Genomic DNA, 12,979 nt, shown 5'->3' on the forward strand with positions numbered 1-12,979 from the left:
CTTGAAATCTCGATGCGAGGAAAACGCGCTGCATTAGGGAAAACCAGTATTTTCCATGCATTTGGATTAAATATGCAAATTCATTTACCGAATTGATTGATGCGCGACGCGAATGAAAGCACGTGTGAAAGCTTCCGGCTTCCCCGCCGGCAATTGCGGGTCGCGTCCATGTCATACGTTCCGGGTCAGCAAACGTGCTTGGATCGGACGTGTCGCGGACGGTGTAAAACACGTGTGTCGCCGGCCCGCCGTGCGTTTGAGACAAGGTCCCTGGCGAGAAAAGGACCCGGTAACATGGTGTTACAACCCTGCTCACGGCATAACATTTTTTGCCTCGACAGTACCAGGTGCCACCCATAAATTACTGCTGAACAGGGCGATTGGGATGACTGATGAGCGCCTGTTTTGCCGATCGACCGGCGCTACAGGTGTTCAAGGTATTCGCGGCGGTTTTGCCGTATCCGACGGGTAATTCGCGCGGCCGCAACGGTCTTCCGGGCAGAAGCTTCAAGTCTGTCTTTCAGCAGGTGAATAAACGTGAGCGCTGGGTATTCTCGAACGAAGGTTTGGCTTGCGGGCGCGATTTTCGCGGCCGCGGCTTCGTTCGCCCAGGCAAACCCGATGGCGGTCCCACGGCATGCCGTTTTGCACAGCGCGGATGTGTCGTACCGCGAGTATGACGCGACGCTGGTTACCTCGCCGCGCACGACGGCGTTCGACGGCGCCGATCGCACCGAATCGCGCCCGGGGATGCAAGTCGCCGGCGTCCAATATGCGGGCGCCATCACGCAGGTCAGTACCGAGACGCGCAGCGCGGCGCGCCCACCGTCCAATACGCAGACCATGCACACGGGCTCGATCCGTGACGACGTCGCGCGTTACAACGAAGAGCGTGTGTCCCGGCAGATTGCGCGTCCGCCTGTTGATGGCGGCCGGCCGCAAGGATCGTCTCCTTACCGGAACTAGCAGTCGGCGGCAGCGCGACGGATATCGCGATGTCGCGTACCACGCCGCACCCTTCGACCTCGCGCTTTACCCCCCGCGCTCTCACCCGTCTATTTCCCACGTTAGTGCGTGAATGGATGCGCGCGCCGCATCGGCCGTCGGCATCGGTTTTTCGATCGCATCGCACCGACCGCGCGAACGATTTTCCCGCCGCATCGCCATCCCTCAGTCAACCAAACTAGTCAGCCCGCTATACCCGCAATAACACCTCCTGTTTTTGTCCAGAAAAATGGCCGGCAAAGATGGTCCAGCCCAGATTGGCTCGACCTCCGCACCCGTCAACTACGCCGGATCGGCGAGCGCCCCGCCGCACAGCCCTATTCCCATTGACAAAGACAGGAGAACCCATGAGAACAGCGATCAGTCGCTCGTTCGGCCGCGCGTTACGCACGCTGCTGAAGACGAGCGTAGTCGTGACGCTGGCGGCAGGTGCGGGTTTGGTACAAGCGCAGTCGAGTGTGCAGCTTGATGGGCAGGTGGACGAATGGGTCGGCGCCCAGAAATTTCCGGGTGGCGAGCGCGCGTGGCAAGTGTCGGGCGGCGGGATGTCGACGTCATATTGGGGAATGAAGGGCGCCGAAGATCTCGGCAACGGCTACAAGGCGATCTTCACGCTCGAAAGCTTCTTCCGCGCGCAGAACGGCCAGTCCGGCCGCTTCGACGGCGACACCTTCTTCGCTCGCAACGCGTATGTCGGCATCGAGTCGCCGTACGGCACGGTGAGCGCCGGCCGTCTGACCACGCAGTTGTTTATCTCGACGATTCTCTTCAATCCGTTTAGCGATTCGTACGTGTTCTCGCCGATGGTGTACCACGTGTTCCTTGGCCTCGGCACGTTCCCGACCTATACGACTGACCAGGGCATCGTTGGCGACTCGGGCTGGAACAACGCGATTCAGTATTCGTCGCCGGGCATCAACGGACTATCCGGCAGTGCGATGTACGCATTCGGCAATACGGCTGGACAGAATGGCGCGAAAAAGTACAGCGTGCAGTTTCTCTATTTCAACGGACCATTTGCGGCGACCGGCGTCTATCAGTACGTGAACTTCAACAGCGATCCGGCCGACCTCGATACGCTCGTGTCCGGTATGAAAAGCCAGGGCGTCGGCCAGTTCGGCGCGACCTACGACCTCAAGTTCGTGAAGTTCTACGGCCAGTACATGTACACGAGGAACGACCAGCAGATGGGCAGCTGGCACGTCAATACCGCGCAAGGCGGCATGACTGTGCCAGCCGGACCGGGCATCGTGATGGCGTCGTATGCGTGGTCGCGCGACAGCGGCGGCCTCGATCAGACGCGCCAGACGTGGGCAGTCGGCTATGACTACCCGGTGTCGAAACGCACCGATCTGTACGCCGCGTATCTGTACGACCACTTCTCCGGCCAATCGACCGGCGACACGTTCGGTGTCGGCGTGCGCACGAAGTTCTGAGCGGCGTCGCGGCGAACGCCCGCCGGTTGCACTTTGCCGACCGCTCTTTGATAAAGTCGACAGGAACCGATCGATTGATTCCTGTTGAGAGCGAGTTGCCATGGATACGCTGGTCAGCATGAAGGTGTTTCGCCATGTCGTCGAAGTCGGCAGCTTTGTCGGTGCCGCGGAACGGATGGACATGTCGGCGGCGATGGCGAGCAAGCACGTGATGCACCTCGAGCAGCAGCTGGGCGCGCGCCTTCTGAACCGCACCACGCGCCGCGTCGCGACGACCGAAGCCGGCCGTGAATACTACGAGCGGCTGAGCTTTGCGCTTGCCGAGCTCGACGAGGCCGAGCAGGCGGTCGGCGCGGCCAGCGTGGTGCCGCAAGGGCGGTTGCGCGTGTCGTCGCTGTCGGCCTTCGGCCTGCGTCATGTGATGACGGCAACGGCCGACTACGCGACCCTTCATCCGCAAGTCACGGTCGACATCACGCTGTCGGACCGCGTGGTCGAGATGATCGACGAGGGCTTCGATGTCGCGATCCGCGCGTCGCCAGCCGGATTGAAGTCGTCGTCGCTGATCGCGCGGCAGGTGGCGACCGCGCATATCGTGCTGTGTGCGTCGCCCGACTATCTGAAGCGCAATGGCGTGCCACAGACGCTCGCGGACCTCGCGCGACACAACTTCATCGAATATTCGGGCATGTCCGCACAGGAACTCGTCACGGCGGCGAACGGCGGCAGCGCGCCGCTGCGGCTCAACGGCAACATGGTCGTCAATCACCTCGAGGCGCTGCGCGTAGTCGTGCTGCAAGGTGCGGCGATCGCGCTGCTCGGCACCGAAGTGGTCGGCGACGATCTGGCCGCGGGGCGTCTCGTGCCACTGCTGGTCGACCAGTTGCCGCCACGCGAGCTGCCGATTCACGTGATCTACGCGAGCAGGCGGCATGTGTCGGCCAAGGTGCGCTCGTTCGTCGACTTTCTGGCGGAGCGCTTCGCAAATGAGTCGCTGTGGCCGACGCTCGAGCAAGTGCGCGCGCTCGCGGCGAGTTGACGTCGCACATTTGCGCTGAACCGTTTCGATATACTGCAACCAGCACCCGTCAGGCGTGAAATGCGGCGAGCGCGGCTGCAACGTGCGCTCGCCGGTCACGCCGATATCGAATCCGGGGGAGACATGACTGATCTTTCCACGCCGCAATGTGCCGGCGGCGCCACGCTATCCGTGCATGCGACCGCGAGCCCGTCACCGCAGCGGGCCGTGCGGCCCGCGCGTCTGCGGTTCGTCACGGCAGCCGCGCTATTCGATGGCCACGACGCATCGATCAACATCATGCGGCGCATCTTGCAGGCGAGCGGTGTCGAGGTGATCCATCTTGGACACAACCGCTCAGTCGATGAAGTCGCGACCGCCGCGTTGCAGGAAGACGCCGATGGCATCGCGGTATCGAGCTACCAGGGCGGGCATATCGAATACTTTCGCTATCTCGTCGATTTGCTGCGCGCACGCGGCGGCGAGCGGATCAAGGTGTTCGGCGGCGGAGGCGGCGTGATCGTGCCCGAAGAGATTGCCGAGCTCGAGCGCCATGGTGTGGAGCGGATCTATTCGCCGCACGACGGCCAGCGTCTGGGCCTGCAAGGGATGATCGACGATATGATCGCGCGCTGCGCGTCCGCGGCGCACGTCGATAGTGAAGACGTCGGCCGCCGGGGCGCCGCGCAACTGGCCAGCGATATCGCGCTCGCGCTTCGCGCCGGCGGCATCGCGCACGACCAGCAACGCGAGCGGGACGCACGAGACGAACACGATGCAGCCGGACCCGCTGCCGACCACAACGGCCTCGTGTTTCGCAAACTCGCACAACTGATCTCCCGCCTCGAAACCGGCGGTGAGCCTGAAGCGGTGCGTGCCGCGCTCGCCGGCCATGCGCAGATATCGCACGCACCGGTGCTCGGCATTACCGGCACTGGCGGCGCGGGCAAATCTTCACTGACCGACGAACTGATCCGCCGTTTTCGCCTCGACTACGACGACGCGCTGACGATTGCCGTGCTCGCGATCGATCCGTCGCGCCGCAAGTCCGGCGGCGCATTGCTCGGCGACCGCATCCGGATGAACGCGATCGGCAACTGGGGCGCCGGCTCGCGCGTGTTCATGCGTTCGATGGCGACACGCGATGCGGCGAGCGAGATTGCCGACGCGTTGCCCGACGCCATCGCTGCATGCAAGGCGGCGGGCTTCGATCTGATCATCGTCGAGACGTCGGGTATCGGCCAGGGCGACGCGGCGATCGTGCCGCACGTCGACGAATCGCTGTACGTGATGACGCCGGAGTTCGGCGCGGCGAGTCAGCTCGAAAAGATCGATATGCTCGACTTTGCCGACTTCGTCGCGATCAACAAATTCGACCGCAAAGGCGCGGCCGATGCGCTGCGCGATGTCGCGAAGCAGGTGCAGCGCAACCGCGGCGAGTTTTCGACGGCGCTCGCCGGCATGCCGGTGTTCGGCACGATCGCGTCGCGCTTTAACGATGACGGTGTCACCGCGCTGTATCAGCAAGTCGCGCGTGCATTGCGCGAACGCGGACTGCGTGCGGGCGATGCGCGGCTGCCATTGGTCGAAGGCTTGCGCCATTCGAGCGGGCGTCATGCGATCGTGCCGCCCGAGCGCGTGCGTTACCTGTCGGACGTCGCGCAGACCGTGCGCGATTATCGCGCGCGCGCCGAAGCGCAGGCGCGCGCCGCGCGCGAGCACTGGCAGTTGACGGAAACGCGCCGCATGCTGGCCGAACACGAACGCACGTCGTCGCCGAACAAGTCAGACGCGACTGCCGTCACGTCCGACGATGGTCACGCACAACGGCTCGACGCGCTGATCAAGGCGCGCGCCGCGCAACTCGGCGAACGCGAAAAAGCGCTGCTCGACGCGTGGCCGGAAACGGTCGCCACGTACTCAGGCGACGAACACGTCGTGACGATTCGCGATCGTGAAATCCGCACCGCGCTGACGGTCGAGACGCTATCGGGCACCATGGTCCGCAAGGTGTCGCTGCCGAAGTTCAGCGACCCGGGCGAGATTCTGCGCTGGCTGATGCTCGAGAACCTGCCCGGCTATTTTCCGTTTACGGCGGGCGTGTTCCCGTTCAAGCGCGCGAACGAAGACCCGACGCGCATGTTCGCAGGCGAGGGCGATCCGTTTCGCACCAATCGACGCTTCAAGCTGTTATCCGCAGGCATGCCGGCCAAGCGGCTTTCGACCGCGTTCGATTCGGTCACGCTGTACGGCGAAGAACCGCACGAGCGCCCCGATATCTATGGCAAGGTCGGCAATTCGGGCGTGTCGGTCGCGACGCTCGACGATATGAAGGCGCTCTATGACGGCTTCGATCTGTGCGCACCGGACACGTCGGTGTCGATGACGATCAACGGCCCCGCGCCGGCGATCCTCGCGATGTTCTTCAATGTCGCGATCGACCAGCAGATCGAGCGCGCGCGTGCACGTGCGCAACAGGAGGGCCGCGAGCCAGGCGTCGACGAACTTGCCACTGCGCGGCGGTTCGCGCTCGAAAATGCGCGCGGCACCGTGCAGGCCGACATACTGAAAGAAGACCAGGGGCAAAACACCTGCATCTTCTCGACCGAATTCAGCCTGAAAGTGATGGGCGATATCCAGGCGTACTTTGTCGAGCACGGAGTGCGCAATTTCTATTCGGTGTCGATCTCCGGCTACCACATCGCAGAGGCGGGGGCGAATCCGATTTCCCAGCTTGCGTATACGCTCGCGAACGGCTTCACGTATGTAGAGGCGTATCTCGCGCGCGGCATGTCGATCGACGACTTCGCGCCGAATCTGTCGTTCTTCTTCTCAAACGGGATGGACCCGGAATATACAGTGCTCGGCCGCGTGGCACGGCGTATCTGGGCGGTCGCGCTGCGCGAGCGCTACCGCGCGAACGAACGCAGTCAGAAGCTGAAATACCACGTGCAGACGTCAGGCCGCAGCCTTCACGCTCAGGAAATCGACTTCAACGATATCCGCACCACGCTGCAAGCGCTGATTGCGATCTACGACAACTGCAACTCGCTGCATACGAATGCATTTGACGAAGCGATTACCACGCCGACTGAAGAGTCAGTGCGTCGCGCAGTCGCGATCCAGCTGATCATCAACCGCGAATGGGGCCTCGCGAAGAGCCAGAATCCGAACCAGGGCAGCTTTGTGATCGACGAACTGACCGACCTCGTCGAAGCCGCGGTGCTGGCGGAGTTCGATCGCTTGACCGAGCGTGGCGGCGTGCTCGGCGCGATGGAAACCGGATATCAGCGTGGCCGCATTCAGGATGAATCGATGCTGTACGAGCATCGCAAACATGACGGGTCGTATCCGATTGTTGGCGTCAATACGTTTCTCGGCGCGCATCCGCATGAAGCGCCGGTACCGGTCGCGCTCGCGCGATCGACCGAAGAAGAAAAGCAAGGTCAGCTCACGCGGCTACGTGCATTTCAGACACGGCACCGCGAGGCCGCGCCTGCCGCGCTCGAACGCTTGCAACAGGCGGTGATCGACGATCAGAACGTGTTTGCGGTGCTGATGGATGCGGTGCGCGTCTGCTCGCTCGGGCAGATCACGCATGCGCTGTTTGAAGTGGGTGGGCAGTATCGACGCAGTATGTAGCGCGAAAAAAATATTGGGCTATCCTGGTCTCACTAACGAAATGCGAAATGATGGTGGCTCAATCACGCGCCTTCCCTGAACAAGCTGCGAAAAGGGAGCGCTACGAGGAGACCGCCAGGATGAGAGTAGGCCTACCCAGTCAGCAGCAATGGCCGGATCAGGATGAAGCGAACGGCACGCGCGGTCAGCAGGAAGGCGTCAAACGTACAGGCAGTCGAGTGTCGCCCAGCTTCCGGAAAAAGGATTCGGGCTCCGGAACAGCTCGGCGCGCCGCGCCAGCCTCGAACGTCGCAACAGCGCCGGCTCCGGCAACAGCGCCGGCCGCCGCAACTGCCGGCATCCCTGCAGACAACTCGACTCATGACGAGAACAACCGCCTAGCGACGCAACTCGTCGTATCGAACGAGCTTCTGTCAGCGTCCCGGTCGTTTGCGAACTCGACCGATGCGATCGATAGAGATCTCGCGCAAAACAACGATACGACCGATCACGCGATAAAGGCGGCCGGCGCGCTGTCCGATATGCACGCTCTCCTTTCGATGGAGAAGCCGCCGCCCGACATGCAGCAGAAAATCGATCGCGTCGCGCTCGCATTAGACGGCTCAACGAAGGACGATTCGCCGCGGACAATCGGCGAACGAGCGAAGGTCGATCTATCGGCGCTTGGCCAGCAATCTGACCTGAGCCGGTACGGTACCTATGGAAAGAACGCAAGCGCATACGCGCGCAATGTGATCTTCGGATTGTCGCGCTTCAGCAATTCCGAATTGCTGGCCAGCAAGGGCTGGTTCAAGGACTGGCGCGCCGGTGCGAAAAGCTTTCAGGCATGGATTGGAGACGAGAGGCGTCTCGGCGCACTGCTCGCGACACGTGCGGACGCAGCCGGGAGCACGTTTGTGAAAGGAAGCCTGTCTTTCATTAACGGGTTGAACAAGCTCAGCAAGGGTGAGGATCCGGCAAAAGACTTTGCCACAGCGGGCGCGACGATCGCCCAGGGTGTTAACGAGACGGTCGTCGGCGCGGGAACCGATCTGGGCAACTACCTTGCAAAGACACGGGCGGCGGCCGCCTCATCGGGAGAGTCCGGCCCAGCCGAAGGCGCCGGGCAGACCGGCAGCACCGGGTCCACAACCGAGTTGAAAGATTTCGATTCGCCGGATCCGCTGGATGCGCAAATCGACGAACAAAGCACCGGCGGGCATGGTCATGTTGACGAACAGGTTGCCGCGCAGCAAAGCAGTCTGCAGGACGACGTGATCAGGCGAGTCGAGGGCAAGCACCCGGACGTGAAGCAACTGGAGCTGCAGGACGCGGTTGCCGACATCGCTCCGGAGCACATCGAGCTTGAAGAGCTGGGCAAGTCGGTTAAGCGTTCGATAGCCGATGCCGCGCGAGACGCGCACGAAAACATCAAATCGATCGATGAAAAAGCAGGCGACGTCGTATCCGGACTCAAGGCTCAGGGATTCGATTCCGTTGAAGCGGCCCGGCGTTCGGATAGCGAAGCTGCGCGGCAGCTTTGCAGGCAACTGGACGATTACGCGCGCCTGAAGCGTGAAGCGTACGACCACTTCAACCTCGCGGTGGCCGAGCGCGAGGAGGCGTTGGGTATTGCGAAACCGGCCTTTGCCGAGCTGGGCGAGGTATTGAAGACGACACCGGCAAGCGAGCGTGGCGGGAAAGTTCAGGCTTGGGCGGACAAATATGGAAAGTTCTTTGCCGAGAAGCAGGACGCGTTTCTCGCGAAGACCAATACGTGGCCGGACTGGATGAAAATTTCCAAGCCGTTGCGCATGCAACTGATTCCCACCGGGATCAACACGGCGCTTGGCGCGGTTCCATTCGGCTTTGCACTCGACGACTACCTGAGGAAACAGCAGGCAGGCAAAGTCACGACGAAAGATCAATTGGCGTTAGGCGCTGCGACGTTGAATCTCGCGGCAGGTCCGCTCGGATTCGTGCCGGTGGCCGGGCCATTTCTGTCATTTGCGCTGGCGACGGCTGGCGCGATCTGCGGCGGACTTTCGGATCAGTACGATCAATGGAAGTACCAGGAGTATGTCGGCCGCCTTCAGGCGAAGTGTCGCGACGCGTACAACGCAAAACACCCGGATCAGGAGGTGGCGGAGCCGTTCGACGGTGGTTGATTGGCGCGGCGCGCCGGACGCTCGGATTGTCTGCGTCGGGGCCGCGCGTACTGGCGCGTTTAGCGCGCGATGCCGAGGCGCGCCTTCGCGTCGTCGTATTCGTGCTTGAGCCGCGCGACCAGTTCGGCGACGCTCGGTACGTCGTCCATCAGACCGACGCCCTGCCCCGCACCCCAGATGTCGCGCCATGCCTTCGACTTATCGCCGGCGAAGTTCATCTTCGATTTGTCCGACTCGGGTAGCGCATCCGGATCGAGCCCCGCGGCGACGATGCTCTCGCGGATGTAATTGCCATGCACGCCGGTGAAGAGATTCGTGTAAATGATGTCGGCGGCGTTCGCATTGACGATTGCGTGCTTGTAGCCGTCGACTGCGTGCGCTTCCTGCGTCGCGATAAAGCGCGTGCCCATATACGCGAGGTCCGCGCCCATCGCTTGCGCGGCCAGAATCGAGCCGCCGTTCGCGATCGCACCCGACAGCACGATCGGCCCGTCGAAGATGCGCCGCACCTCGCCGACAAGCGCGAACGGCGACGTGGTGCCCGCGTGGCCGCCTGCGCCGGCAGCGACGAGGATCAGCCCGTCGACGCCCGCTTCGAGCGCTTTTTGCGCATGACGCAGATTGACCACGTCGTGCAGCACGATGCCGCCGTAGTTGTGCACGGCATCGACAATTTCCTTTGCCGGCGCGCGCAGACTCGTGATGAAAATCGGCACCTTGTGCTCGACGCACACGCGCACGTCGTGTTCGAGTCTTTCGTTCGAATGGTGGACGATCTGATTGACCGCAATCGGCCCGATCACCGCATCCGGGTGCGCAGCTTTGTGTTCGGCAAGCGCGGATTGAATTTGTGTGAGCCATTCGCCGAGCCGTTCCGCGGGACGTGCGTTGAGCGCCGGAAAAGCCCCGACGATGCCGGCTTTGCACTGCGCGAGCACGAGTTCCGGATAGCTGACGATAAACATCGGCGATGCGACGACCGGTAGCGTAAGGTTTTGCAGAACGGCTGGCAGTGCCATGGCGAAAGTCTCCTGAGCGTCGGGCGGGCGAGTCTGCGGGAATGAATCGGTTAGATACGGCTGCGCGGCAGGCCGGCATGTTCGATGAGTGTAACGGGCCGCAACCGGTCGACTAAAACGACTTAAGTACGATCGTTCGATTATAGGCACGTAGTGTGACGAGAGTGTGGGGTCGAAGGTTGGAAGGAGAGTTCGGTTTCTATGCCTGCGTGGGCTATCCCACCTCATGCAGACACGTTGGCCTTCTACAATGCGCAGACTCACAACGACAACGAGGCTGCACCGATGTTCTTCGAGAACTTCAGACCGTTTCACGTCGCGGCGGATGGCGTCGATATCCACGGCGTCAAGGGCGGATCGGGGCCGCCTCTGCTGCTAATGCATGGGCATCCACAAAGCCATCTGATCTGGCATCGGTGTGCGGCACGTCTGGCCGAACATTTCACCGTGATCGCGACCGACCTGCGCGGCTACGGTGCGTCGGACAAGCCACCGACCGACGCGTCGCATAAGCCGTATTCGAAACGCGCGATGGCTGCCGATCAGGTCGCGGTAATGCGTCATTTCGGCTTCACGCGCTTTCTCGTCTGCGCGCACGACCGCGGCGCGCGCGTCGCGCACCGGATGGCGCTCGACCATCCGGACGCAGTCGAGCGTCTGATGCTGCTCGATATCGCGCCGACCCTCGCGATGTACGAGAACACCGATCGCGCGTTCGCGACGCTGTACTTCCACTGGTTTTTCCTGATTCAACCGGCGCCGTTTCCGGAGACGCTGATCGAAGCCAATCCGGCCGCTTACGTCGACCGGGTGATGACGACGCAGACCGGACTCGCGCCGTTCGCACCGGAAGCACTGGATGCGTATCGCCACGCACTGCGGCAGCCCGCCGCGGTACACGCAATGTGCGAGGACTACCGCGCGGCCGCGACGATCGATCTCGAGCATGACCGCGCCGATATCGAACGCGGCAATCGCATCGGCTGCCCGTTGCGCGTGTTGTGGGGCGCGCAAGGCGTGATCGAGCAATGCTTCGAGCCGCTCACCGAGTGGCGCAAGGTGGCGCGGGATATCAGCGGCCGCGCGCTGCCGTGCGGCCACTACATTCCTGAAGAAGCGCCGGACGAATTGCTTGCCGAGATGCTGTCGTTTTTCGAGGCTATCGATTCGTAGCAGCCGCAGCACGCGCGGCCAGCGGTGGCAGGCGGCGTGGCACCGGCGTCGATTTGATGATCGCGGTGCTGGTTTCCGCGCGCTCGGTGACTTTCGACAGAATCTCGTCGAGCTGCTCGATCGAGCGCAGATAAAGCCGGCAAATAAAGCAATCGTCGCCGGTTACCTTGTCACATTCGACAAACTCCGGAATACGCCGGATCACCTCTTCGACCAGATGCAACTGGCCGGGCAGCGGCTTGACCCGGACAATCGCCTGCAACGTATAGCCGAGCGCGCGCGGGTCGATGTGCACGGTGAACTGTTCGATCACGCCCGATGCTTCGAGGCGGCGCACGCGGTCCGCAGTGGCCGGCGCCGACAGGCCGACGCTACGCGCAAGTTCGCTGACCGGCTGCCGGGCGTCCTCGGCGAGCGCGGACAGCAGCGCGCGGTCGGTATCGTCGAGCGGCGCGGCGGACTGCACCTGTGCGGTCGATGCGGTAGAGCTGAGGCGTTTTGTCATTTGAGCCTTCGATTGACAGGTCGGCATGCATGTTGACCTAAGTTTAGCCATGTATTCCGGGCGGCGCATTCATTACACTGCGTTCATTGGTGCGAAAATGTCCGCAAGGGTTCAGGAGGAAATCATGGCGTCGAATAACGACATCCGGCGCGGCGCGCTCGAGATGACCCTCGCAATGCTGATGTCAGGCACGATCGGCTGGCTGGTCGTGTCATCGCAGCAGTCGTCGCAGAATGTCGTGTTCTTTCGCTGCCTGTTCGGCGGCGCGACGCTGTCGCTCGTTTGCGCGGCGCTCGGTCTGTTCCGGCGCAAGCTGTTCACGTGGCGTATCGTTGCGCTCGCAACACTTGGCGGCGTGGCGATCGTGGTCAACTGGGTGCTGCTGTTTGCCGCTTATTCGCGCGCGTCGATTTCGATGGCGACCACGGTCTACAGCACGCAACCGTTCATGCTGGTCGCGCTCGGCGCGTTCGTGTTTCGCGAGCGCGTGACGGCGTCGGCAGTCGCATGGCTCGCGGTCGCGTTCGCCGGGCTCGTGCTGGTCGTGAAAGTCGAACCGGCGGTGCTTGCGGTGCCGGGGCAATATCTGCAAGGGGTTGCGCTTGCGGCGGGCGCCGCGTTTTTGTGGGCCGTGTCGTCGATTGTCACGAAGTATCTGAAGTCGACGCCGCCGCATCTGATTGCGTTGATCACGACCGCAACGGGCGCCGTGCTGCTCGCGCCGTTCGTCCGCTTCGATGCGTTGCCGGACAGCGGCGTGCACTGGCTGCAGCTTGCGACGCTCGGCGTCGTCAACACCGGCGCGATGTATGTGCTGATGTACGGCGCGATCCAGAAGCTGCCGACCGCCATGACCGGCGCGCTGTCGTTTATCTACCCGGTGGTGGCGATCGTCGTCGATCGGGTCGCGTTCGGGCAAAAGCTCGCGTGGATTCAGGTGCTAGGCGCCATGCTGATTTTGCTGGCTGCCGCAGGCGTCAATCTGGGGTGGCGAGTCGTGCCGGCGCGCCGGTTGTCATCGACCTGATCCTCGT

Annotated in this window: 9 protein-coding genes; 7 read left to right on the top strand and 2 right to left on the bottom strand. The window is 62.6% G+C overall.

Translation table 11 applies throughout. The features are described from left to right. Nucleotides 1–621: 621 nt before the first annotated feature. From BX592_RS15405 to BX592_RS15425, 5 genes are all read left to right on the top strand, one after another. Nucleotides 622–966, top strand: a complete 345-nt coding sequence (locus BX592_RS15405) for a hypothetical protein (protein WP_134192682.1) — start codon at nucleotides 622–624, stop codon at nucleotides 964–966. A 386-nt stretch (nucleotides 967–1,352) separates the two neighbouring features. Continuing rightward, nucleotides 1,353–2,441 carry a porin gene (locus tag BX592_RS15410; protein ID WP_134192683.1) on the top strand — a complete coding sequence of 363 codons (1,089 nt, stop codon included), beginning with the start codon at nucleotides 1,353–1,355 and terminating at the stop codon, nucleotides 2,439–2,441. Between the two features lie 100 nt (nucleotides 2,442–2,541). Continuing rightward, nucleotides 2,542–3,480 carry a LysR family transcriptional regulator gene (locus tag BX592_RS15415; protein WP_134192684.1) on the top strand — a complete coding sequence of 313 codons (939 nt, stop codon included), beginning with the start codon at nucleotides 2,542–2,544 and terminating at the stop codon, nucleotides 3,478–3,480. A gap of 123 nt (nucleotides 3,481–3,603) precedes the next feature. Next, complete coding sequence (icmF, locus tag BX592_RS15420; protein ID WP_134192685.1) at nucleotides 3,604–7,101, top strand: fused isobutyryl-CoA mutase/GTPase IcmF; 3,498 nt, start codon at nucleotides 3,604–3,606, stop codon at nucleotides 7,099–7,101. Nucleotides 7,102–7,220: 119 nt separating this feature from the next. Continuing rightward, nucleotides 7,221–9,248 (top strand): hypothetical protein, encoded by a 2,028-nt coding sequence (locus BX592_RS15425; protein WP_134192686.1) that lies wholly within the window; start codon nucleotides 7,221–7,223, stop codon nucleotides 9,246–9,248. Nucleotides 9,249–9,307: 59 nt separating this feature from the next. On the opposite strand, the gene BX592_RS15430 is transcribed toward BX592_RS15425, so the two are convergent. After that, on the bottom strand, nucleotides 9,308–10,267 hold the full coding sequence (locus BX592_RS15430) for an NAD(P)H-dependent flavin oxidoreductase (RefSeq protein ID WP_134192687.1): 960 nt from the start codon (nucleotides 10,265–10,267) through the stop codon (nucleotides 9,308–9,310). A 285-nt stretch (nucleotides 10,268–10,552) separates the two neighbouring features. On the opposite strand from BX592_RS15430, the gene BX592_RS15435 reads away from it, so the two are divergent. Continuing rightward, entirely contained in the window at nucleotides 10,553–11,440 is an 888-nt protein-coding gene (locus tag BX592_RS15435) for an alpha/beta fold hydrolase (RefSeq protein WP_134192728.1), read from the top strand. Here the strand turns inward: BX592_RS15435 and BX592_RS15440 are convergent. Next, entirely contained in the window at nucleotides 11,427–11,945 is a 519-nt protein-coding gene (locus tag BX592_RS15440; RefSeq protein WP_134192688.1) for an Lrp/AsnC family transcriptional regulator, read from the bottom strand. The genes BX592_RS15435 and BX592_RS15440 overlap by 14 nt on opposite strands. A gap of 124 nt (nucleotides 11,946–12,069) precedes the next feature. Here BX592_RS15440 and BX592_RS15445 point away from each other — a divergent pair, with 124 nt between their 5' ends. Next, nucleotides 12,070–12,972 carry a DMT family transporter gene (locus tag BX592_RS15445; protein WP_134192689.1) on the top strand — a complete coding sequence of 301 codons (903 nt, stop codon included), beginning with the start codon at nucleotides 12,070–12,072 and terminating at the stop codon, nucleotides 12,970–12,972. Nucleotides 12,973–12,979: the final 7 nt, after the last annotated feature.

This window comes from Paraburkholderia rhizosphaerae (assembly GCF_004366595.1).
GTDB classification, from domain to species: Bacteria; Pseudomonadota; Gammaproteobacteria; order Burkholderiales; family Burkholderiaceae; genus Paraburkholderia; species Paraburkholderia rhizosphaerae.

Excerpts from the sequence above, each read along its gene's own strand:
- BX592_RS15405 (WP_134192682.1), top strand. The coding sequence starts at position 622 with ATGGCGGTCCCACGGCATGCCGTTTTGCACAGCGCGGATGTGTCGTAC.
- BX592_RS15410 (WP_134192683.1), top strand. The coding sequence starts at position 1,353 with ATGAGAACAGCGATCAGTCGCTCGTTCGGCCGCGCGTTACGCACGCTG.
- BX592_RS15415 (WP_134192684.1), top strand. The coding sequence starts at position 2,542 with ATGGATACGCTGGTCAGCATGAAGGTGTTTCGCCATGTCGTCGAAGTC.
- icmF (WP_134192685.1), top strand. The coding sequence starts at position 3,604 with ATGACTGATCTTTCCACGCCGCAATGTGCCGGCGGCGCCACGCTATCC.
- BX592_RS15425 (WP_134192686.1), top strand. The coding sequence starts at position 7,221 with ATGAGAGTAGGCCTACCCAGTCAGCAGCAATGGCCGGATCAGGATGAA.
- BX592_RS15430 (WP_134192687.1), bottom strand. The coding sequence starts at position 10,267 with ATGGCACTGCCAGCCGTTCTGCAAAACCTTACGCTACCGGTCGTCGCA.
- BX592_RS15435 (WP_134192728.1), top strand. The coding sequence starts at position 10,553 with ATGTTCTTCGAGAACTTCAGACCGTTTCACGTCGCGGCGGATGGCGTC.
- BX592_RS15440 (WP_134192688.1), bottom strand. The coding sequence starts at position 11,945 with ATGACAAAACGCCTCAGCTCTACCGCATCGACCGCACAGGTGCAGTCC.
- BX592_RS15445 (WP_134192689.1), top strand. The coding sequence starts at position 12,070 with ATGGCGTCGAATAACGACATCCGGCGCGGCGCGCTCGAGATGACCCTC.